We start from the raw sequence: 20,092 nt of genomic DNA, 5'->3' as shown, positions 1-20,092 counted from the left end.
TATCGATGAATAAATTAATAATAATAGCATTTGTCTTCCTGCTTCCGGCAGTAACAGCCTGTTCGGATGGTAGTGGCCGTGAGCCACAGCCTGTTGCCGAAACAATGGTCAACCTGGAAGGGGCGATCGGCCTGTCTACCCGCGCTGTAATCGATTCCGGTTATGAAGTGGATCTGAATATCTACTTTGCGCGTCAGGACGAAACAGGCAATACCTACGGTGCGTGGAACCTGTACAAAGCCGTCCGTAGCGGAGGAGCCGGGAACCGGCCGATCCTCTTCGAGATACCCCAGTTATACCCGGCTGATGGAAGCCATATCCGCCTGCACGGTTATTATCCGGTAGAGGACGATGTTAATCCGGTGACGGGTAGGGTGACTTTTACTGTGGATGGTATGACAGATATCATGGCAACGGGATGCCTGTCGGCAACCGCTTATGCTCCTGTACGAACCTGCCTGTTCCATCATTTGCTGACGCAGGTCGGATTGGTTTGTTATAGCGACCGGGCTGCCTTGTGGGGAGAGATCATTAAGATTGAAGCGGTGGGAGTCCATACACGTCAGGAGCTCGATTGCGCGGATGAATCTCCTTTGCTGACAGATGCTTCTTCCGTAGAAGCGATAAAAAATGTGGCTGTGCAGGGGATAGACGGATTACCCGTCCCACAGGTAGACGAAGGAGACGGATTGCCTGATGCGCAAGGGTATGTCCTGCTTCCTGTATCTCTGCTCGTAGGAACGGTCGGGAATCCGCTCCGGTTGGAGATAACCACGACGAAAGACGGAAAAGGAAATGGGATAGAAACGGTATCACATGTATCTGTCACCGTAGAAGGCGGCCTCCGGGCAGGTAAACGCCACGTCTTTTCGCTTTTTTTTACAGCAGGTACCGGTATTCAAACAGCTTTTGTCGGTGTGGAGCCCTGGACGGATCACGATGCCGGAGAACTACCCATTTGAGAGGATGGCCAGCGTAATTAAGAATGATTTTTATAGTATAATTAAAAACAAACGAAAATGAAAACAACAACAATGTGGGTTATGGCTATAGCCCTGGTGGCAGCAACGAGTTGCTCGGAAACAGAAACGGATGTGATCGATTCCGGTGATGACGATCAGATTGCTTTAGGTATCACACCGAATCTGAGAGTGGAAGCCGGAACCAAGTCGGCAACCAAATCAGTGGTGTCCGGTGACGCTATTACTTATACCAATTATACCGATGATGCGCCGGGATTGGGCGTTTTAATAACGAATGAGGCTGTAAATGGATGGTATGTACCCGATGGTACGGACTATACCGGCCACCATGTCTGGTATATGGGTGACGAAAAGGGAGCCAACTGGATTTCTATACAAGAAAAAGGTGTTACTTTTGATGATACGGATGAATCTCCTTATTATCTGACGAAAGAGATAGGTAAAGTATACGCTTATTATCCCTATGATGCAGCTATAACCAAAACTCTTACAAATGTAAGTGCGGAAGCCGATCTTAAAATACCCGTAACTGTTTTGAGCAGCGGTGAGATAAACGCGCAAAGAAACAATGCGAAGAAGTATTGGAACGCGGGTGCATGGGCATCTACAGCGAGGGCTGACCTGGCCAATCTCTGTTTGCCGGCAGAAAAAGACTACCTGTATTTTGCTGCGGAGGGTGGACGCTATGTAAATAACGGACGTGCCGACGGATTTTCGCCTGTGACACCGGAGGATGAACCTGATAATCTGGGTACGGATAATCCCGGTTACAAGATCAACCTGGATATGAAACATGCGATGGCGATGGTCTCCTTTCGGGTGTACGATGGCGGACGTCTGAGCGATAACGATGTGAATTTTACGAAATTTACCATTAAGAATCATGCCGGTGGTACAAATCTGTTCAAGACCGGTAGCGGAAAAATGTCTTTGACGGACGGTACTATTACAGAAACTATTACAACCACGGAATTGAGCCGTACGATCACCAATTATGTCCTGATGCGGCAAGTGGAAGCAGGAGAGGGAGAACATGCTTTTATAAAGACCGGGACTACGACTTCCGGGATAAATGGCAAAACTGTATCCAAGTCGGTCAGTGCGATTGTGTATCCTGTCACTTTCGGTGAAAATGAAATCGACCTGGAGATTACGCTTAAAGAAGGTAATAATCCCCCTGTTGTGTACCCCGTAACGCTGGTCGGTAATCAATGGGAACCCAACAACAATTACATCTATACACTATCCGCAGGGCGTAACAAACTCACGGTGATGGATGTCAGTGTTGAACCCTGGGTGGACAACGAACAGGACGAAATACCTCTGTAATCACTTTTATAAAAACAAAGCCCATGAAACAATTCATGTATATACTTTCGACGGTCGTTTTCTTCCTGTTTGCCAACGCTTGTACGGAGGCTACGATCTCTATGGATGAGGGAGGAAACGAAGGTAAAGGCGATGTGAAGGACGGTGTTCCCCTGAGCGTTAAGAATCTGGACTTGTCGGTTGAGGTAGAATCGAGAAGCATCGTGACGGGAGGAGCGGTTACCAGTGCCGCTAACCCTAATCCGCTTATGCAGGTAGGGCTTTGTGTTACGAAAGCAAACGGTTCTGCCTATGCCGGTGGTACTAATACGCAGGTGTTTGTTTACAACGGAAATGCAGCTCAGCCTGGCTGGGAGTTGGTGGAGGGTGAGGAGAGGCTTTTGTTGTTTTCGGAGAAAGGAACCGTATACGGATATGCTCCGGCAGAGAAAAGCGTGTCTTTGTCAGGAACACCGAAAGTACCTGTCATGAGTGGTGTAAAGGTACTGGATAAACAGAAGTTTTACTTTAGCGACACCAGTGATCCGGTAGATGCATCGACCGATATACAGTGGGAAACCGATCAGGATGATTATCTGTATTGTAAAGTGCCTGTAGAGGTAGACCGCTGGCATCCGGAGGTTTCTTTGACGATGAATCATGCATTGGCAAAAGTGAGTTTCCGTGTGCTGGAAACGGATGGCGGTTCGGAGTTTGCCGGTAGCCGGGTGAAGAAGGTCGTGTTGAAAAGTAACAGCGGTTTTAAAAAGTCGACTTCCGCGAAACTGAACCTGGCAACGGGCGAGCTAGGAGGAACGATGACGGCAGTGGATGAGTTGTGGTTTACAGCAGATGGCGACTTGCGAAGAGTAGGAACAGGGATTGGCGCTGGTGAGGATGATATCCGTAAGGTTACCATACAGGCTTTCGGGATGGTTATACCGGTGGCGGATGTCCCTGTGACGTTGGAACTGACGCTTGACAATGGCTCTGTTTATACGATGGCTCCGGCAGGAGGAGGCGGTGTAAGCACATTTATTGCCAATTGGTTGAAAGGGAACAATTATATTTATAATATCCAGTTATCTCCGCAGGGCATCAGTATAGCTAATGTTGAAGTAGCCGGCTGGGCGGAGGGTGGTACAACTGATGTTCCTGTGGAATAGTGAAATAAAATAAGACGAAATAAGATGGAACGGAATCGAGTACAGTTATATCTGTTGTGGCTACTGGCCGGTATATTGCTGGTTGGGTGTACGGCGGAACCGGTAGAGGAGATCGTGCCGGAAGAGAGCCGGCCGGTAGCCCTCAGTTTCGGCAGGCCTAATTTGGGCGTACCTGAACTCCTGACCCGTACCGGGGAAGCTGTCACTCCGCCTCCGACCCCTTTACCTGCCGGGGCGACCGTGCGTATCGGGGCTTACACCGGTAGTGTAGGAGATATGCTGACCGATGCTTCCTTTTCTACGGCAGCCCCCTCGTTTGAAGCAACCTACGTGGTAGGGGATGATGGCAGTTTATCCCCTTGCTGCGTGAATGGGAATGGGGAGCAAATAGCGGGCACGGCCAAAGGTTTGACTGTCAGGAGCGGTATGTATGATTTCTATGCAGTCTCCCCGGCACGGCCTCTATTGAAAGGAAATGACGGTTTCTATGGAATAACCGGCATTCCTCACAAGGAGGATGTAATGACCTCTTTTGTTCGTGGTGTGGCTGTGACGAAGACAGCCAGGCGGGTTACACTCGGAACTTTTAGCCGGAAATGTGCGATGTTGGTATTCAACGTGGCTCCTTCACCCGATAATGCCATTCCTTTCGATCGGTTATACGGCACATCTCTTGTAATAAAGAAGGTATCCTCTTCGGGGGCTGTCCTGCTGGCAGGTACGGATACGGGTATTCTTCCTACGGGAGGCGGTACCGGGGTGGATGCGGAAGTTACGTTTGCTACAGAAGAATTTGAACCGGTCGATCCTGGTTCTGATCCGGATAATTGCGGTCTGAACAAAACAAAAGGTGTCGTCCTTCCCAAAGACAACCAGCCTTTCGAGGTAGAGATAACCGTGGTAAGAGACAATGAGACAGCGACCCTCAGGGCCACTATCGACCAGAATATCTCTTTCGACGAAGGCAAGCGGTATATTTTTACCCTTGAAGTGAAGAATAATGAAAGTAGCCTGACTATGAAGGTGTTCGATTGGAATGCAATAGCTTTCAGAGATGACAATGTGGGAGGCCCCGACACGTCTTATCCCGATCCCGATATCAACGAAGGAATAGGCACTACCGTAACCGTTGCCCGATGGACGGAAATAACCTGGAGCGGTAACGGAGATGTCGGCGGAGATAGTTGAACGAATATAGATTAAAAAAGAAATACAATGAAACGAGTAAATAAAACAAGGCTGTTTGCACTGTTGTTTCTGCTTGTAGCCGGCGGTTGTTCTGAAGCGGTTGTGGAAGAAGATGACATTCCGCTTCATGCACTAAAAGAAGTGGATGCCAGGTTTATCCTAAATGTACTGGCCAGCCGGACTCCCGTTACCCGTAGTATTATTTTTACTCCTGAGGGTATAATCGAGTCGGATACACTGGCAGTAGGTACAAATGACCCGGTACGAACGAAAGCTGCTGCCCCATTGTCTGAAATGCAGGAAAGCCTGATCGCCAGCCTGTGGGTCGGGCAGTATGATGCGACGACGGGTGAGCGTTTGTTTAACCAGTATATTCCTTCTATGGCAGGAACCACGGTCAACCTCAAACTGAAACAGAGTCATAATGGAAACAGGAGCCGTGTCTATTTCATTTCGAATGCCGGTGATCTGGGTGTGATAGACAATGAAACGGCCTTGAAGGAACATACATTGGCTTATATCTCTACGCCTGAAGGGTTGCCTGATAATAACTTATGTAAAATGATGGGATACTGGGAGGGTGAAGTGACGGCTGATGGCATAAGAGAAATAAAGGTGGAACTAACCCGTCTTATCGCAACGATTAAGTTTACTTATTCGACAGGTGGTGATTTTGTATTCAAGCCTGCTTCCGTTGTATTGAAGAATGCCCCGACCGTGTCGCAGGTGGAAGCGCCGACGGAGCAGTTGACAACAGGGGGGATCGGTTATAATACATATACGGGTACGGCTAATCAGGCAGGTACAACCATTTATTGGTATTTGCCGGAGAATATGGCGGGTACTGTCAGTGGAGAAAATGCCGTCGATTCGGAGAAAAAGAAGACTGGTCGGGGTGTGACGAATGCTACCTGCATCGAGTTGACCGGAACAGCCATACAAGGCGGTGTAACGTATGGGGATGTTACTTTCCGTTTTTATCCGGGTAGTGATAAGAACAATTACGATATTGTGCGTAACTTCCGTTACACGATGGACGTTACTTTGATTGGTATAGATGTTTCCGATGAACGTATTACCGTCGGTGAGATACCTCCTATCGAAGTAGATCCAACTGAAATGCCTGCTAAAAAAGGGGGAGAGAAAGAGGTACAGATCACGGCTCGTCCGGGGCAACCGTGGGAGTTCGACATGCCAGTCTGGTTATCTGCCTTGCTGAATGGTGAGAATATTCCTTCAGGTGCAACTATTACGCATCAGGGACCTGCAAATGTAGTGTTTAAAGCTGTGGAAGCGAACCCAAGAGCAGAAAGCAGGTCTGTTTCTTTTAACATCGACGTCAATGGAGCCGATCAGGAGATAACGATCGTTCAGGCAGGTTCTACCCTGACAAAAGGCAGTGATATTTCACTGGATGCAGAAGTCGGTTCTGAAGGAGCTTCTTCTTTTACGGCTACCGAGGGATTGCGGTGGTTAGCTTCTTTAAGTGGCGACGGTTGGCTGGACTGGTCTGCATTTAATCCGGGTTTTTCGGGAGCTGAAGCATCGGACGGAGCGCAATCCTTAATAGTAAAGGCTACTACCAGTAATCCATTTGCCCGGGTACGTACTGGTAAAATAACGGTGAAAGCCGGGGAGTCGGTGGGGGCTGCCGATTATACGGACTTGACTCAGGAGATTAATGTTACACAAACAGCTTCAACAGTCAGTAGTTCAACCAAAATGGTTGCAGCTGAAGGTGCTGGAAACCTAAGCTCTTCGTTTACTGTTACTCCCGGTTTGAATTGGTCAGCTAGTGTAGTGGATGGTAGTTGGATCACTTTATTAACGACATCGGGTGGCCTGACTACAAATTCGGCCGAAAATATAATTTATAGCGCAGCAGTGAATCCTTACTCTTCACCACGAAAGGAAATTATAACGGTACGCGCCGGAGATCCTTCTGATGGACCGACAGGGGAAATATCTGTTACTCAGGAGGCTTCTTGCCTAATGGCCTCAATAACTCCTTCCACTGCCTTAGACGCAATAGTAGGTGCTGAGGGTACTTATACAATGAATGGTACTAAAGGGTTGTCATATTCTTTCATAACAGGTTTACCTTCTTGGTTACAAGTTATAAATGGTACTGCTTCTATTCTAGGTGGTATAACTACCGGTTCTGATCAGCAGTTAACTTATAAAACTGTATCTATTAATCCAAATGTTTCGGAGCGAGAAGCCATCGTTACTGTTAAGGCTGGAAATATGCAAGAAGATGTAGTAATCAGACAGGCCGGTTCAGAATTTAGAACCACTGATGGAGAAGCCAAAATAGCAGGTACAGGTGGTAGTACTACGGGGGCGGTTACTGCAACAGATGGTTTGGCATGGACAATATCTCCAGAAACTCATAATGGTATAACCGTGAGTCCAATATTTGGTTCTGGCAGTGAAACTTTAACTTTTACAAGTTTAGATAACCCTGGTTTAGAACGTACGGGAATATTCACTGTATTGGTAACGGATGCAAATCCAGTACGTTCAGCCACAGTTACAGTCATACAGGCGGAAGGGGAGAGAGCTTATGTTGGCGATCTTCAAGTATGTAAAACAGACGAAACATACGATAATTGGAGTACTGCAACAAATAGTTGTAAAAATTCTACAAAAGAAGGTATGAATGATTGGCGTTTACCTACACTGAATGAACTGGAAACTATCTATAAAAACAAGAATTCGTTAAAGTTTGTAAGTGGTTTTTCTGAGTTCGTGAGTTTTTGGTACTGGAGTTGTACGAGCACCGGTAAAGGTAGTTACTGGATCTTGAATTTTGATAATGGTAGTAGTAGCACAGGCAGTGTCAATACTGATAAGCGGCATGTTCGCTGCGTCCGGTCCAAATAAGTGTGCCCAGCTAACTCAGAATGTGATGGTGGCTAGCCCGCCGAGATCGATACGGTATTAGAATACCCATCAGGTAAAGCGAGTTAGATTGATCCACCGATAAAAAGTGTTCAAGCACATTTACCAAACCGCGCTCCGCAGCTTCCCTACAACGGGGAAGGTATTAAATGTCAGAGCGAAAAGGCGGCGGTGAAAGAACCGTGTCAGGTATATATAATAAAAGTATATAACATTAATAAATCAAATTATGAACAAAGCAGATTTAGTAAATGAACTGGCTGGGAAAATGCACATTACCCAGAGCCAGTCGCGTGAATTTCTAAACACCTTTCAGGAAGTGCTGACGGAAGCAATCAAACAGGATACTCCTATAATGCTTCAGGGGTTCGGGACTTTTACCCCGTGGATGCAAAAGGAGCGGGAAGGACGAAACCCCCGTACAGGTATTACCTGTATGATACCGGCACGTATGAGTGTCAAGTTCAAACCTGGAAAGTTTTTGCTTAGAGATTTGAATTCTTAACAAGAATGGATTCTGTTTGGAGATACGGTATTAATTTTCAGTAGGTTAAGTCTGTGTCTCCAGATATCTGTCTTGATTTTCTCTCAATTTATTATTAACGCCTGTCTGATAGAATTATGAAGAAAAGAAATGAGTTAGAGGCATTGTTTCCCAACGGGAAAGTGCCAGATGTAAATGAGTTTAATCGTAGCCTTGACAAAATGTCGAAAGAAGGTCGTAACCATTTGCTTGAAAAGATTTACAAAATTGCATTTACCGTATGGTCAACCTTGCCTAAAAAACACCAGAAGTTCATCGAAGAAGTAATTATCCACGACCGCCAGTCATATGTCGACTTCATCATTGATAAAACAGTGATGACTTGCCTTCGTTGCCCCCTCCGTTTTCCCGTCTTGTTTATCCGGATGCTCCATTTAACGGAAGTAGTAGAACGTACTGCGCAAACTTCAATAAATCATTTATCAATGTCTGTTCTTATCTGTTTCCTAATTTGCGGCAAGATCGGCACGCTTGCTGGGAATATTAGTAAAGGAGGGTTTACTTGCGAAGAGGTGCTGGTGTTGGCGGGGAAGGTGAGGGTGGGGGATTATTGAGGGGACTTGAATTAATAGTATTTTTCAATTCTACCAAATCTTGTTATTATTTTATTTTCTGATTCAATAGCAAAGTTAAGCCCCGAAACCTAATTTGAGTTTCGAGGCTGATTGTGTCAGCAAGGGTGGAAATCTAATGGCTCTTAGTTCTCTTCAAACGTAGATTCTTCCTCTATGGCTTTTATTTCATTCAAAAGTAGCGTTTGAAGCTCTTCTTTGGGTAGCAGAAGTTGATATTCAGCGACCCCGATTGGTTTGTTCACATCTTGTAAAGCTATCTCTACATCTAAATGGTCTCTATCAGCACAAAGGATAATACCTATTGATTGGTTTTCATTCTCACCACGTTCTAAGCGATCGAGAAGTGAAAGATACATATTCATTTTGCCGATGTATTCAGGTTTGAAGCCTCCAATTTTTAGTTCAATAGCTACGAGTGAACGTAATCCCCGATGAAAGAAGAGCATATCTACAAAATACTCCTTGTTGTTATACTCCAAGCGATATTGATTGCCCATAAAGGTAAACCCTCGACCTAATTCCAAAATGAATGACTTGATTTTGGCGACCAACCGTTTCTCCAACTCTAATTCTTTGATGGGCTCTGCTATTCCAAGAAACCCTAAATTATAAGAACTCCTGAATACCTCATTGGCATAATCAGCTTGCGCTTCGGGCAGTGCAATATTAAAGTTATTACTTTTGATTTGCGTTTGCCTGTTGGCATAGGTATTCATCTTTATGGCATTGAGCAACAAGTCTTTTTTCCATCCTTTTTGAACTGCTTCTTGAGAATAAAAAAATATTTGCTCCAACGTGAGTTCTTTATCTATAAGTAATATATTATGCCCCCAAGGTAAAACTGCAACGCTGCGTTGCAGTTTTATATCAGCTTGATAATAAAGCTCATAATACCGTTTCATGTACCACAAATTACGAGGCGACAACCCCATATCTGGAAACTGTTCTTTTAGGTCAATAGACAATCTATTAACTACACCACTACCATATCCACCTTCTAAATTTTTCTCAAAGAGCAACTTACCTATATTCCAATATGCAGAGTTTACGGTCGTGTTTACCTGTCGGGCAATAGTGGCGCGAGCAGTCTGAATTTCTGCAACAGCTCGTTGCAGTATTTGAGCGTACTCACTATCGTTTATTATCTTTATTTCTTTTGCCATATTTTTATTGTTCTTCTTTGTAATAAACTTTGTAGAACTTACCTTTATCATCCTCTCCTTGTTCGATTAGCTGTCTGTCACCGTGAATATAAATGTGGAAATTCTTATCAAGCTTAATTACGCTCTTGAATGCTCTTGCCTGTTTTTTGACTGCCGTATCTGATATGCTAAAACTGTCCGAGAACTCAATATCACGCTCTTTAGCATAACTATCTTTGTATTGATTAAAACTGTCAATGACTTCGGGCTGTGCTATAACCTCATTGGTGAACTCCTCCATATCAAAGGTGTCTTTCTCTTTGAAGAATTGCGTCGTTTTGTTGAGCAACTCTGCTTGGTCAGCTTTCGATACTCCCTCAAAAGCTTTAGGTAATTCTTTGACAACAAAATTCTTTGCAAGTGCCATCACGTTTTGAGTGTTATAATACTCGTCTTTGCGTTGGCGAACATGTAAGAAGTCGTCTATCCAATAATGAGCCTCTGTCCCCTTGTTGGTATTATCAACAACGGCAACAATATATCCGCTTTCTTTGTCGGTGTTGAATATCAATGCGCCTTTGTCGAGTTTGTTAATATTTACACCTTGTTGACTTTTAATCTCAAATCCATCTCCCGATGGATATACTTTCAAAAATGTATCTTTATTTTCAGATTTAAACAGACCGACAGCGTCAACAGTCTTTCCGTCAATTATGCAGTTTTTGAAATAAACCACATAAAACTCGCCACCTTTAATCTTAGGGTGCGTGCTTTGTTCGTAGAGATGCTTGGCAAGACTAACAGATTGCTCATGAACATTGTCTGGTCTATTAAAAATATCTGAAATAAAACCAAACACTTCGTTATACTTTAAGTCTGTATCGTGAAAAAGTTGATAAAACTCTTGTTGTTTAAATCCCGACACAAAGTAATGTGTCATTAAGTTACTTAATTCATTCTGTATAGTAATATTTCCTTTGGAGATTATAAGCCCCTCATCTCCGACTTTGTTCCCAATCCAATGTATGCTAATTGCATCAATTTGTGCATCAATAAAATTTGTATTCATTATTTTCTTTTATATTCAAGATAGTTATTATAAACTACTGACTTCAACCTATCCATCTCTGATAGTAAATTGTCTTTGAGTGACTTCCTACTCTTTACGTCTAATGCCTTCTCTGATGACAGAGATGAAATATTTATTTCAAATTCAGATTTGCCAGACTTTGATGGGTAATCAGGAAACCCCATGCTTACTGTCATTTTGCCTTTTTCTCCTTTAAAATTGAAAGTGTAAATTGCATCAATGCTCCACAAAATTAAATCTTTGTGATATTTACTATCATTCATAAAATACTTTTTATCCAAGGCTTCTCCAGTAAGAATAATTTTCTGCATCTTTTCCATCCATCGAATTTCTTCAGGTAAAACAACATCTTCTGGTTTTATAGATATATCTTTAATATTATCACAGGAAAAATAATCGCTTTCAAGATGATTTGTTAAACGATAAAAAAACACAAAACGATCGGAGTTTAAAAAATCTTTAAATAAAATTTCTTTAAGCTTTTCTTTTTCTGGAATGATACTTTTTTCTTTAAATTTCTTTACTTGAATTGTAGTTATGAATGCTCCCAATTTTTTTGTTTCTTCTGCAGTGTGTTTTATTATCACTCGTCCTTTTCCATTATCATTGATAAATTCGACACTTCCAGTAAAAATATTCGTTTGTTCATACCACGATTTGTTTATGTCGGTTCTTTTGATTTCAAATTCCGCTTTCACATGGTTATTATTACCGCTGACAGGTTTAAATGCGATAGGCTGAGTCAAACTACATGTTGGTAATTCTTTTTTAATAAATTCTATTACATTAACTGCCATAATATCTGGACTGAATAAACTCTGATTGGGTGCAAAGTTAATGTCTTTAGAAATAGTTTTCGGATTGTCTTCCTTAGTATTAAAAGCATATCTAATCTTATCAAACTCTATTGGTGAAAGCAATAGAGTTTGATAAATCGGTACATTATAATCCTTATTTACATTAAAAGTAAATATCCCTCGTTCTCGCAAAATGCGATTTAAGTCCGCTGGTGATATGAATTTTTGATTTAAGAATCCTTTTATCTGATCCCCGAAAGGGATTATTCTATTTATGTCTTTATGTTCAGTATTCATAATTAAAAGGCATTTAAAGGGTCATTGAAATTTAATACAGATACAGTCTTTGCGTATGCAGATTCTTGGAATCTCAATTTAGCATTTGAAACCATTTCTTTATGATTCAACTCATCGTAATCGTGAAATGCAATTATTGTTTGACTTGCAAAAGTTGATGATATTTCTTTTGCTAATCCCATTATACGAAGAAAACAATCTTCCTCAAAGTTATCTAAAACAGCCATAAATAAGCAATTCTCTCTTGGATTTGCTATATTTTGTAATTTTATTGGAATAATACTTGAATTAAGATATTCTACAGGTAAAATTTTACCAGAACTATCCCTAATAATCGGATTGATGTTTTGACCAGTTGATGGGTAATAAAAGGCATAATCATATTCTATCGTCTTGGTTTTAATAAACTTCATCACATCAAGTACAAATGCGACCCTTTTATTATCCATTACATAAATAGTTTTGTCTCCACTGTAATCAACTCTAGCAGACGAAATAACGCTTATGAGATCGTCATTGCTGTCTTTTTTGTTATTTAGCCAAAATAAAACTCCAATATCATTTATGACATTACAATGCACACCTGCCACTAAAGAATCTTTTTTATCAGAGTATTCAAAGCACTCCATCTGATTGATTAAATCCTCCATAAATCCTTTAAATAGTTTAGTTGGACTATTAGGATATTTAACAGTTTTATATTTAACGGAAATAAGTACATTGTTAATATGCCCATCTACCAATGGACTATTGTAAGAAAATAAGCCATCAATACCGTGTGTTTCGGATGGATTACCTTTATCGTTAAGATGCTCTCCATTTGTTTTCATACATGGAATAGAAACACCCTTGTGCATATTATTCCAGCCTATAACGGAGAAAAATTTCTCGGCTACATTTTCACCATATTCGCCAATTTTTTTAGACCATTCGCCCATAATACAATTATCTTTAAGTTATTACTTTATTAATTCCTTTACCTCCACCTGCAAAATCTCCGCTATCTTATGAAGCGTTTGCAGAGATGGTTGGCTACGGTTGCAAGCATAGTTATTTACTATCTTAAAGCTCTTACCGAGTTTTCCTGCTAACTACGTTTGTTTGATACCCTTTTCGTTTAGCACTTCTTTTATCCGATTCATCTGATTATTTTTCATCTCAACGTCTATCATGTTCCAAATTTAGGAAATATTTCTGGATAATAGTAGACAAAAATAATTTATTCAAAAGGTAACTAACTAAAACTCCGCTTCAAACAAACTGAAAGTTGCTGAAGCGGAGTTTATATTTTAAATTCCTTGTTTTCTGAATGTGTCAGCAAGGTTGGATAGTCCTTACTGACGGATTAAAATTATATTGATTCGAAAGAATAGTCATAATTTTTTGTTTGTTTTCTGCTACCAAACAGGTAGCGGATTCGCAACAGAAAGTCTTCGTAATACCACAATATTCTGCTTTTTTGCTACTTAGCAAGGAAATGTGATATAGTGCATATTGCACTACGTAATCAATAAGTTACACCGTTTTGTCGGTTTCTGCTTTCAGGGAATACAATTTAGAAACTAACTTGGCACAATTAGAATGTGCTTGTTTTCAACTCTCGGATTCTCGTATGTCAATTTGCTACACACTGTGTAGCAAATTGACATGGAGTTACAATGAATTGATAATGATGGTGAATGATGCTAATGCATGTTGCTTCTACCTAAAAGAAGCTACCCAGCAGTCATGGAGCGTTCACCAAAGGGATTTACGTTCTTTGCTCGCCAATATCGCATCAGTACCGAGACAGAACATTTCTACATCGACTTTGTGTTTTACAACTATATTTTAAAATGTTATTTGTTGATCGATCTGAAAGCTGGGCAACTCAAACATCAGGACATCGGCCAAATGGATATGTACCGCCGTATGTTCGACGATCAATTATGAAAATTGCTATATTTACCGCAAAATATACGGAGAATATATCAGGTGTGATGGGAAAAGAGAAAGTTCATTATCAAGCTTCTGATTCGGATAATATACCTTTCCAAATGAAATTGTTTTTGGATTGGGCAAATGATGATCAGAAGATAGACCCGGTTTTGAAAGCTGCTATTGCTCATTTATGGTTTGTGGCTATTCATCCGTCTGATGATGGGAACGGGCGTATAGCTCGCACTATAATTGATTTATTTTTAGCTCGTGCTGATGAAATGCCACATCGTTTTTATAGTATATCAGCAGAGATACGTAAACAGTTGATATGGCTTTACGCGATATACAGGATTTGATGACAAAAGGTGTGTTACGTAAAACGGATGAAGGGGGAAGAAGTACTAATTATGAACTTGTAGTATGATTGTTTGCGGAGATTAATATCAGTATTTGCCGTATAATATGCGGAGAATATGGGTGCTAATCTCCGCATACAATATATCACTTGTTTAATATAGAAGATCTATTTTCTATTAAAGCCTTATAATCTATTTTCATTTGATTTGGTAAAAATGAAATATCAATAAAATCATACCATAGTGGTAATACTTTTCTAAATTTGTTGTATGTATTTTCAATAACCTTATCTTCAACTTTCATTGTTTTTAGTAGATTGTCAAAGTCAGATCTCTTTAATTTTCGTTTTTTTCCGTTCAGAGTCAGAGCAAGTTCTTCTGTGTCTTCAGGTATGACCAGCTTAGTCGATAAGAGATCATAAGCAGGCGTTAGTGTGGTTTCTTTTATCTTTTTATAGAGGGAAAAGTTTTTTAGGTGCATGTCTGCATTACCTGTAAGATAACAGAACAATAAAACCTCAACGTAATTGATCAAGTCCAGGACTGGGTACGCTGAAAACTCTACAATCTTCTTGGCTATCTGTTCATGGGAACCTTTGTATTTCTGTTCTGTTAGTTTCTCTGTTAACTGGCACATATCTTCCATTGGTATTTTATTGCCCTTTTTGTCTCGATCTATTCGTTTGGTAATGTATGCTAGCGAACCATCTTTAAAGCGTATGAGTGAGTGAGGAACGGTATTTATCTTTGCTAATCTAGCTAAATGCATCGTTAAGTCTTCATTCTCAGGGATGTTGGCGTATTGTTCAGTCTGTGGTTTAAGGATATAGCCGCCCCATAAACCTACAATTGTAAAACGTTTTTCTCCTCCTTTTTCTTTCTTTAGATCAACAGATAGTTTGGGTTGTACACCTGTGATAGTAACTTGCGAACGTACAACTTCTAAAGCTAACGATTCAATATCTGCTTTACTATAAGGAAGAACAGGAGGTATAACTGTTCCAAATATTTTTTTTGAACATCGCGAATGAAAGTCTATTTCGTGTTGTTCTAATGGCTGATAGCAATATAAACATCTTTCCATAATTGTGTATTAAAAGGATTGAACACTAACTGCACCAATGCAATCTTTACAACAGGCCAGTAATAAAGACATACGATCTCTATTGTCGATTTTCCAATTCTTTTCAACAATATCTAATAACCAACCTTCAGGAATCAATCCATCAAAAAACGGATGCAATATATTGCTAATATATGGCTTATCTGTTAAAGGCATTGTTAAACTGATCGGTTCAGCATCCTTACTTAAGAGATATTCAGGATTATAGATAAATCTGTAACCGTTTTCATCTTCCGTAAGAATACCTGCAAAATTACTATACATATAAATTTTAGCTTGTTTCATGGTTCTATTAAATTATTCCTGTCCATAGGTACGGCACCAAGTTGCATTCCGAACAGTTTTAATACCTGATTTACTTTATCCATTTTCAAGGTTTCTTTTCCTTGTTCTAGTTCGCGAAGAAAACGGAGTCCGACACCTGCTTTCAGCGCGAACTCTTCACGTGATAATCCAAGCGACTTGCGCTTTGATTTTACATATTCATTTAATGATAAGTTATTCATTTTTGATACCTCTTCGGGTACAAATATAATGAATATTTCTTGTTTGATACCCTTTCGGGTATTTATTTTTGTGGCTTTGGTTAGGAAATACCCGAAAGGGTATCAAATTTGTTGCGAGAAGTCATTAAATAACCTAAATCTATCCCTAAGAATCTCACGTAATAATCATTATTTCTCTGATAAACGTTAAATAAGAGCCTGAATCGATCGGTGTGATGGTTCGCGAAAAATGGTATTTTAAGATTTTGAATGTTCTTAAAGTCTTATTATATACTGTTTTACACGATGATCTCGCGCCGATCTTTGCATATATTCCTACCTGTACCTTTGTATCGTTCCCCTGGAAACAGTAGTATTAATCATTAAAATAGAAAAGCTATGACACTGAAATTTAGAAAGGTGCAGCGCAAGGTTCTTAGCGGTGACGATAAGGACAAGGTGAAGACTTATGCGATGGCGCGGTCGTCGAACTATTGCGATATGGATAAGTTGTGTGAATTGATCTCCAGCCGCTCGGCGATGTCGAGTGCTGATGTGAAGGCAATACTCGATTCGTTGAACTGGGCGATGAGCCTGGAGCTTCGTTCGGGTAGTATTGTTCAGGTGGGTGAGTTCGGTAGTTTTCGTCTTTCGATTCGTTCGAAAGGTGCGGAGACGGCAGATGCTTTTAATGCTTCCCTGATAAAAAAGGCACGGGTGATATTCTCGCCGGGTACCAGTCTACGCTGGATGAGTGAGATCGTGAAGTTTGAAGAGGATGAAGATACGAAACCTAAAAAAGAAGAAGGTTCCGGTGGAGATGACAGACCGGAAATTGAATAATTGAAAATGGGAAATTGAGGATTACTTGATTGAAAGAGGAAAGGGGAACGTATGAAAAAAAGACTGACTATTCAATTGGTAATGGCAATCCTGCTCGTAATGAGCGGGATTGTTCTTCTTTTCTCCGGTTTCTGGATTGCCCCGAAAGGGGAGATTCATAATAGTGTGCTGGTGGCTTTCGGGGAAACCTGCACATTTGCCGGAGCTTTGTTTGGGGTGGATTATTCGTATAAAATTAAATCGGTACAAAATGAAAGAGAGGATAAGTAGGAATTTTAATTGGGAAGAAATGACGTATAGCCGGGTGGCGGTGGAGAACGGGTTGCTGAATGAGCCGTCGTTTGAGGTGAAGCAGGCTATGATGGAGTTGGTGAAACGGTTGTTACAGCCGTTGCGGCTGGCTTATGGGAAGCCGATTGCGATCACAAGCGGTTACCGGAGTCCGGAGGTGAACAGGTTGGTGGGTGGCGTGTCTTCGAGTCAGCATATGAAAGGGGAGGCTGCGGATTGTTATGTGCCTGATCCGAAGGAGTTACTGGATGTGTTGCTTTGCTGTAAATTGCCTTTCGATCAGGCAATTCTTTATAAACGAAAGAAGTTTCTGCATTTGTCGTTTCGGGTAAATGGAGAGAATCGTTATCAGGTGATCATTAATAAATGAAGGGGGATAGGTATGGATATGTGGGGTAGAAGTTTGCTTGTTTCGGTTGGTTTGTTGGTTGTTTTGCTGCCCGGTTGTAGTGCCGGGCGGCGTAGTGTGCAACACCGGGAGATAAGGGAGGGGGTGCATAGCATTCATAGTGATAGTATGTTGTTGAAAAATCTGTATCAGGCTTCCCGCAATAAGGTGATCGATATAGAGCATATCGTGTTCGATAGCTGCCGGTTGAATGGGGTACAGTCCGTTACTCATGTCGCTATTAAGGAACAGGGGGAGAAGGTTGTTGAGTCGGTTGTTAGTTCTGGTTCTGTAGATGAGAACTGTTTTGCCGGTTCTGATTCTTTTCAGAAAGGTAGTACTGTGGAGTTTTCTTATCTAAAGCGGATGTTGGTGATTGGGGCGGTGTTGTTGGTTTGTTCGTTATATATAGGTATAGCATTTAGAAAGCAGAAGTAAAATTCGTGCCAGCATTTTATGAGAGATTAATAGTATTTTCCGATTCCCCCAAATCCAGTTATAATTTTATTCTCTTTCGTTTTATTGATAAAGTTGTTTAGCCGTTTTTCAAATTCTTCAGGCCGTTTCCTGGCTGCTTCAATGTATGCAATTCGGATACGTTTATATGGGGCGGAGAAGTGCTGATAATTTTTCCATGCTATTTTATCTGCTTTCAATCTGTTAATTATATCATCTGGAAAAATAAAAGGGTCAGACAAAATAGTTCGTATTTTATCCTCAAATTTAGGGTGTATCATTTTATTTTCCAATAACCATTTAAGTCTTTCTTTGTTGGCTTGCGAGTATGTACTTTTAGGGTTTCTAGGCGTGAAGCGCTGAATTTTATGTTCTTTGTCAAGCGATTTTATCGTACTGTCAATCCACTCGAAACAAAGGGCTTCTTCAACGGCATCATTGTATATAATGCTTTTTTTGCCTGAGGGTTTCTGGGGAAATACGAACCAAATTTCATCTTTGGTTTCAAAATTGTCTGTCAGCCACTTTCTCCAGTCTTCCCGATTTTCAAAGTACTTTATTTTATTCTCTGTTGTCATAATGGTCATCTTTTAGTAAACTCAATCGGTTCGATGTCATAATTTAGGGTTTTGATGTCGCAGTCTTCGTAATCTATCCCGTAACGCATCCTGATTTCAGCAAAATGCGGGCAGATATACGAAGGCATAGTCGGGTCGACAGAACACCAACCGGCTCCTTCTATGTAGCATTCGGGCCAGGCATGGGTGCTTTCGGAATTCCATTCGGGAACATTCCAATATCCTACAGCAAAACGAGTCGGTATATTCATGTAGCGCATCAATGCGGTAAATACATTCGTGTATTCGCTACAAGTACCTTTCCTTGTCTGGATAACGGTATTGACATCTACGGTTCTGCAAATTCCTGCATCAATCTGTTTGGCAATGGAATCGGATGGTGATAAATAGGTATAAACAAATTTGAGAGCTTTCTCTATTATAATGAAGGTCTGCGTTTCATCTTTAAACAGTGTATCGGCAATTTGTCTAATGTGTTCGTTTTGTGCATCTATTAACGGGGTAGATTGTAAAAATCGGGCGATCTCTCTGTCGTATTCCCGTGATTTGTCATACTTGGCTTCTTTCATTTTAGCCAGTTTGCTTCCATCCAGATAGGGATTGATAGTTGTGAGTGATATTTCGTAATTATCTCCGTTTTTCGAAATTTGTGTAATCCGCTGGGGATAACAGTCTATTGCTTTAATATCGGGCTTCTTCACTGTAAAGGTGAAATTGACGGTATCCTGATTAGCCAGGCGGAAGTATTTGGAATATGATTGTGCAAAAACTGACTGTGCAATAAACATACACATAGTCAGCATAAATGGGTATTTACTCATGACGTTTCGTTTTATGATTTACAAACGATGACAAAGTTAGTAAATATTTAGATGTATGAATAAACCTTTGGATGGGAAAATATTCAGGTAGACTTGAAAAAAGTATCTTTTTTGAGAAGATTATCAAGTCTACCTGAATATTTTGTTTGTAGAGTAGTGAAAACTGAAGCGAAAAACAAATTACTTTTTCAGTAAAATTGATTCTATCTTTTCCTTTAACTGGTCTTTAGGCATTGCTCCCTGAAGCATCTGGGGCTTTCCTTCCATAGGGATGTATAGAAGGGCCGGTATTCCTTGAATGCCGAATGCCTGGGCCAACTCTGTTTCTTTATCTACATCGACTTTGTAAATGTTGATCTGTCCAGCATATTCTTTGGCAAGCTGTTCCAGTGAAGGAGCGATCATTTTACAGGGACCACACCAGTCTGCGTAAAAGTCGATGATGGCAGGTTTGTCTCCGAGATATTTCCACTCATTCGGATTCGCTTCGTAGTTGTATATCTTTTTCAGGAAGTCCGCTTTTGTAATATGTACAGGTGCAGCTGCTTGCTTTCCAGTTACTTCCGTGGTTGAAGTCGTTTCATCGCTGTTGTTTTTGGCTTGTCCTTTACAGGATACTAAAGTCATGAAACCCACAACTAAAACCAGTAATGTGAAGATTCTTTTTGTATTCATATTATTCTATTTTGATGTTGATAATTATTTTCTACTATGAAATGTTCTTACATGAAATTATAATACAAACGTATATTCTATCTTCTAATACAACAAGTTTCTAGTGGAAAATATTATTGCGGATAACATAGTTTCACAGAAATGGCATGATTCTACAGATTA

Annotated in this window: 23 protein-coding genes and 1 pseudogene; 13 read left to right on the top strand and 11 right to left on the bottom strand. The window is 40.9% G+C overall.

The genetic code is table 11. The features are described from left to right. The first annotated feature begins 5 nt into the window (after positions 1-5). The 7 genes from HMPREF1212_RS12680 (at position 6) to HMPREF1212_RS12650 (ending at position 8,647) form a co-directional block, all read left to right on the top strand. Positions 6-962, top strand: a complete 957-nt coding sequence (locus HMPREF1212_RS12680; protein ID WP_046149597.1) for a fimbrillin family protein — start codon at positions 6-8, stop codon at positions 960-962. A 57-nt stretch (positions 963-1,019) separates the two neighbouring features. Beyond that, positions 1,020-2,312 (top strand): fimbrillin family protein, encoded by a 1,293-nt coding sequence (locus HMPREF1212_RS12675; protein WP_046149596.1) that lies wholly within the window; start codon positions 1,020-1,022, stop codon positions 2,310-2,312. A 23-nt stretch (positions 2,313-2,335) separates the two neighbouring features. Beyond that, a complete protein-coding gene (locus HMPREF1212_RS12670) occupies positions 2,336-3,457 on the top strand; it encodes a fimbrillin family protein (protein ID WP_046149595.1) in 1,122 nt (373 codons plus the stop codon). Between the two features lie 24 nt (positions 3,458-3,481). After that, entirely contained in the window at positions 3,482-4,645 is a 1,164-nt protein-coding gene (locus HMPREF1212_RS12665; protein WP_046149594.1) for a BF2992 family fimbrillin-A clan protein, read from the top strand. A gap of 27 nt (positions 4,646-4,672) precedes the next feature. Next, positions 4,673-7,531 (top strand): BACON domain-containing protein, encoded by a 2,859-nt coding sequence (locus tag HMPREF1212_RS12660; protein WP_046149593.1) that lies wholly within the window; start codon positions 4,673-4,675, stop codon positions 7,529-7,531. 247 nt (positions 7,532-7,778) lie between these two features. Beyond that, complete coding sequence (locus HMPREF1212_RS12655; RefSeq protein ID WP_046149592.1) at positions 7,779-8,054, top strand: HU family DNA-binding protein; 276 nt, start codon at positions 7,779-7,781, stop codon at positions 8,052-8,054. Between the two features lie 116 nt (positions 8,055-8,170). Next, positions 8,171-8,647 carry a hypothetical protein gene (locus HMPREF1212_RS12650; protein ID WP_046149591.1) on the top strand — a complete coding sequence of 159 codons (477 nt, stop codon included), beginning with the start codon at positions 8,171-8,173 and terminating at the stop codon, positions 8,645-8,647. Between the two features lie 143 nt (positions 8,648-8,790). Here HMPREF1212_RS12650 and HMPREF1212_RS12645 read toward each other — a convergent pair whose 3' ends face one another. From HMPREF1212_RS12645 to HMPREF1212_RS27325, 5 genes and pseudogenes are all read right to left on the bottom strand, one after another. After that, positions 8,791-9,831 carry a PDDEXK nuclease domain-containing protein gene (locus tag HMPREF1212_RS12645; protein ID WP_046150372.1) on the bottom strand — a complete coding sequence of 347 codons (1,041 nt, stop codon included), beginning with the start codon at positions 9,829-9,831 and terminating at the stop codon, positions 8,791-8,793. A gap of 4 nt (positions 9,832-9,835) precedes the next feature. After that, positions 9,836-10,879 (bottom strand): nucleoid-associated protein, encoded by a 1,044-nt coding sequence (locus tag HMPREF1212_RS12640; RefSeq protein WP_046149590.1) that lies wholly within the window; start codon positions 10,877-10,879, stop codon positions 9,836-9,838. Then, the gene (locus HMPREF1212_RS12635) at positions 10,879-11,994 is read right to left on the bottom strand and encodes a GapS4b family protein (protein WP_046149589.1); all 1,116 of its coding nucleotides are present in this window, start codon (positions 11,992-11,994) and stop codon (positions 10,879-10,881) included. Before HMPREF1212_RS12635 ends, HMPREF1212_RS12640 begins: the two co-directional genes overlap by 1 nt. A gap of 2 nt (positions 11,995-11,996) precedes the next feature. Beyond that, positions 11,997-12,932 (bottom strand): GapS4a family protein, encoded by a 936-nt coding sequence (locus tag HMPREF1212_RS12630; protein WP_046149588.1) that lies wholly within the window; start codon positions 12,930-12,932, stop codon positions 11,997-11,999. Positions 12,933-12,953: 21 nt separating this feature from the next. Next, positions 12,954-13,136, bottom strand: a pseudogene (locus HMPREF1212_RS27325) (helix-turn-helix domain-containing protein). 586 nt (positions 13,137-13,722) lie between these two features. Between HMPREF1212_RS27325 and HMPREF1212_RS12625 the strand changes: the two are divergent. Both HMPREF1212_RS12625 and HMPREF1212_RS12620 read left to right on the top strand, forming a co-directional pair. Next, entirely contained in the window at positions 13,723-13,926 is a 204-nt protein-coding gene (locus HMPREF1212_RS12625) for a PDDEXK nuclease domain-containing protein (RefSeq protein WP_046149587.1), read from the top strand. Continuing rightward, entirely contained in the window at positions 13,923-14,270 is a 348-nt protein-coding gene (locus HMPREF1212_RS12620) for a Fic family protein (protein WP_052724985.1), read from the top strand. The genes HMPREF1212_RS12625 and HMPREF1212_RS12620 overlap by 4 nt, the downstream gene beginning before the upstream one ends. Positions 14,271-14,415: 145 nt before the next feature. On the opposite strand, the gene HMPREF1212_RS12615 is transcribed toward HMPREF1212_RS12620, so the two are convergent. Genes HMPREF1212_RS12615 through HMPREF1212_RS12605 form a run of 3 tightly spaced genes read right to left on the bottom strand, consistent with a single transcriptional unit; the run spans position 14,416 to position 15,899 of the window. Further along, a complete protein-coding gene (locus HMPREF1212_RS12615; RefSeq protein ID WP_046149586.1) occupies positions 14,416-15,354 on the bottom strand; it encodes a HipA domain-containing protein in 939 nt (312 codons plus the stop codon). Between the two features lie 9 nt (positions 15,355-15,363). Beyond that, the gene (locus tag HMPREF1212_RS12610; protein ID WP_046149585.1) at positions 15,364-15,678 is read right to left on the bottom strand and encodes a HipA N-terminal domain-containing protein; all 315 of its coding nucleotides are present in this window, start codon (positions 15,676-15,678) and stop codon (positions 15,364-15,366) included. After that, positions 15,675-15,899 (bottom strand): helix-turn-helix domain-containing protein, encoded by a 225-nt coding sequence (locus HMPREF1212_RS12605; protein WP_044214648.1) that lies wholly within the window; start codon positions 15,897-15,899, stop codon positions 15,675-15,677. Before HMPREF1212_RS12605 ends, HMPREF1212_RS12610 begins: the two co-directional genes overlap by 4 nt. 378 nt (positions 15,900-16,277) lie before the next feature. Here HMPREF1212_RS12605 and HMPREF1212_RS12600 point away from each other — a divergent pair, with 378 nt between their 5' ends. The 4 genes from HMPREF1212_RS12600 to HMPREF1212_RS12585 are packed head-to-tail and all read left to right on the top strand — an operon-like array spanning position 16,278 to position 17,838. Beyond that, the gene (locus HMPREF1212_RS12600) at positions 16,278-16,721 is read left to right on the top strand and encodes an HU family DNA-binding protein (protein ID WP_007659352.1); all 444 of its coding nucleotides are present in this window, start codon (positions 16,278-16,280) and stop codon (positions 16,719-16,721) included. Between the two features lie 51 nt (positions 16,722-16,772). Beyond that, positions 16,773-16,991, top strand: coding sequence for a hypothetical protein (locus HMPREF1212_RS12595; protein WP_007659354.1), 219 nt, complete (start codon positions 16,773-16,775; stop codon positions 16,989-16,991). After that, positions 16,972-17,382 (top strand): D-Ala-D-Ala carboxypeptidase family metallohydrolase, encoded by a 411-nt coding sequence (locus HMPREF1212_RS12590; protein ID WP_046149584.1) that lies wholly within the window; start codon positions 16,972-16,974, stop codon positions 17,380-17,382. Before HMPREF1212_RS12595 ends, HMPREF1212_RS12590 begins: the two co-directional genes overlap by 20 nt. Positions 17,383-17,394: 12 nt before the next feature. Beyond that, positions 17,395-17,838 carry a hypothetical protein gene (locus HMPREF1212_RS12585; RefSeq protein ID WP_046149583.1) on the top strand — a complete coding sequence of 148 codons (444 nt, stop codon included), beginning with the start codon at positions 17,395-17,397 and terminating at the stop codon, positions 17,836-17,838. A gap of 26 nt (positions 17,839-17,864) precedes the next feature. On the opposite strand, the gene HMPREF1212_RS12580 is transcribed toward HMPREF1212_RS12585, so the two are convergent. From HMPREF1212_RS12580 to trxA, 3 genes are all read right to left on the bottom strand, one after another. Further along, positions 17,865-18,434 (bottom strand): YdeI/OmpD-associated family protein, encoded by a 570-nt coding sequence (locus tag HMPREF1212_RS12580; RefSeq protein ID WP_046150371.1) that lies wholly within the window; start codon positions 18,432-18,434, stop codon positions 17,865-17,867. 5 nt (positions 18,435-18,439) lie between these two features. Then, entirely contained in the window at positions 18,440-19,255 is an 816-nt protein-coding gene (locus HMPREF1212_RS12575) for a transglutaminase-like domain-containing protein (protein WP_082099878.1), read from the bottom strand. Between the two features lie 180 nt (positions 19,256-19,435). Then, complete coding sequence (gene trxA, locus HMPREF1212_RS12570; protein ID WP_046149582.1) at positions 19,436-19,930, bottom strand: thioredoxin; 495 nt, start codon at positions 19,928-19,930, stop codon at positions 19,436-19,438. Between the last annotated feature and the right edge of the window lie 162 nt (positions 19,931-20,092).

Source organism: Parabacteroides sp. HGS0025, assembly GCF_000969845.1.
Lineage (GTDB): Bacteria > Bacteroidota > Bacteroidia > Bacteroidales > Tannerellaceae > Parabacteroides > Parabacteroides gordonii.
Note: the sequence above shows the minus strand (reverse complement) of the source record. Positions and strands in the feature narration are given on the sequence as shown.

Bases quoted from the DNA above. Each gene is read 5' to 3' on its own strand.
- HMPREF1212_RS12630 (WP_046149588.1), bottom strand. From the start codon at position 12,932: ATGGGCGAATGGTCTAAAAAAATTGGCGAATATGGTGAAAATGTAGCC.
- trxA (WP_046149582.1), bottom strand. From the start codon at position 19,930: ATGAATACAAAAAGAATCTTCACATTACTGGTTTTAGTTGTGGGTTTC.
- HMPREF1212_RS12635 (WP_046149589.1), bottom strand. From the start codon at position 11,994: ATGAATACTGAACATAAAGACATAAATAGAATAATCCCTTTCGGGGAT.
- HMPREF1212_RS12585 (WP_046149583.1), top strand. From the start codon at position 17,395: ATGGATATGTGGGGTAGAAGTTTGCTTGTTTCGGTTGGTTTGTTGGTT.
- HMPREF1212_RS12595 (WP_007659354.1), top strand. From the start codon at position 16,773: ATGAAAAAAAGACTGACTATTCAATTGGTAATGGCAATCCTGCTCGTA.
- HMPREF1212_RS12645 (WP_046150372.1), bottom strand. From the start codon at position 9,831: ATGGCAAAAGAAATAAAGATAATAAACGATAGTGAGTACGCTCAAATA.
- HMPREF1212_RS12600 (WP_007659352.1), top strand. From the start codon at position 16,278: ATGACACTGAAATTTAGAAAGGTGCAGCGCAAGGTTCTTAGCGGTGAC.
- HMPREF1212_RS12610 (WP_046149585.1), bottom strand. From the start codon at position 15,678: ATGAAACAAGCTAAAATTTATATGTATAGTAATTTTGCAGGTATTCTT.
- HMPREF1212_RS12580 (WP_046150371.1), bottom strand. From the start codon at position 18,434: ATGACAACAGAGAATAAAATAAAGTACTTTGAAAATCGGGAAGACTGG.
- HMPREF1212_RS12675 (WP_046149596.1), top strand. From the start codon at position 1,020: ATGAAAACAACAACAATGTGGGTTATGGCTATAGCCCTGGTGGCAGCA.
- HMPREF1212_RS12650 (WP_046149591.1), top strand. From the start codon at position 8,171: ATGAAGAAAAGAAATGAGTTAGAGGCATTGTTTCCCAACGGGAAAGTG.
- HMPREF1212_RS12625 (WP_046149587.1), top strand. From the start codon at position 13,723: ATGGAGCGTTCACCAAAGGGATTTACGTTCTTTGCTCGCCAATATCGC.
- HMPREF1212_RS12655 (WP_046149592.1), top strand. From the start codon at position 7,779: ATGAACAAAGCAGATTTAGTAAATGAACTGGCTGGGAAAATGCACATT.
- HMPREF1212_RS12640 (WP_046149590.1), bottom strand. From the start codon at position 10,879: ATGAATACAAATTTTATTGATGCACAAATTGATGCAATTAGCATACAT.
- HMPREF1212_RS12680 (WP_046149597.1), top strand. From the start codon at position 6: ATGAATAAATTAATAATAATAGCATTTGTCTTCCTGCTTCCGGCAGTA.
- HMPREF1212_RS12615 (WP_046149586.1), bottom strand. From the start codon at position 15,354: ATGGAAAGATGTTTATATTGCTATCAGCCATTAGAACAACACGAAATA.
- HMPREF1212_RS12665 (WP_046149594.1), top strand. From the start codon at position 3,482: ATGGAACGGAATCGAGTACAGTTATATCTGTTGTGGCTACTGGCCGGT.
- HMPREF1212_RS12605 (WP_044214648.1), bottom strand. From the start codon at position 15,899: ATGAATAACTTATCATTAAATGAATATGTAAAATCAAAGCGCAAGTCG.
- HMPREF1212_RS12660 (WP_046149593.1), top strand. From the start codon at position 4,673: ATGAAACGAGTAAATAAAACAAGGCTGTTTGCACTGTTGTTTCTGCTT.
- HMPREF1212_RS12670 (WP_046149595.1), top strand. From the start codon at position 2,336: ATGAAACAATTCATGTATATACTTTCGACGGTCGTTTTCTTCCTGTTT.
- HMPREF1212_RS12590 (WP_046149584.1), top strand. From the start codon at position 16,972: ATGAAAGAGAGGATAAGTAGGAATTTTAATTGGGAAGAAATGACGTAT.
- HMPREF1212_RS12620 (WP_052724985.1), top strand. From the start codon at position 13,923: ATGAAAATTGCTATATTTACCGCAAAATATACGGAGAATATATCAGGT.
- HMPREF1212_RS12575 (WP_082099878.1), bottom strand. From the start codon at position 19,255: ATGAGTAAATACCCATTTATGCTGACTATGTGTATGTTTATTGCACAG.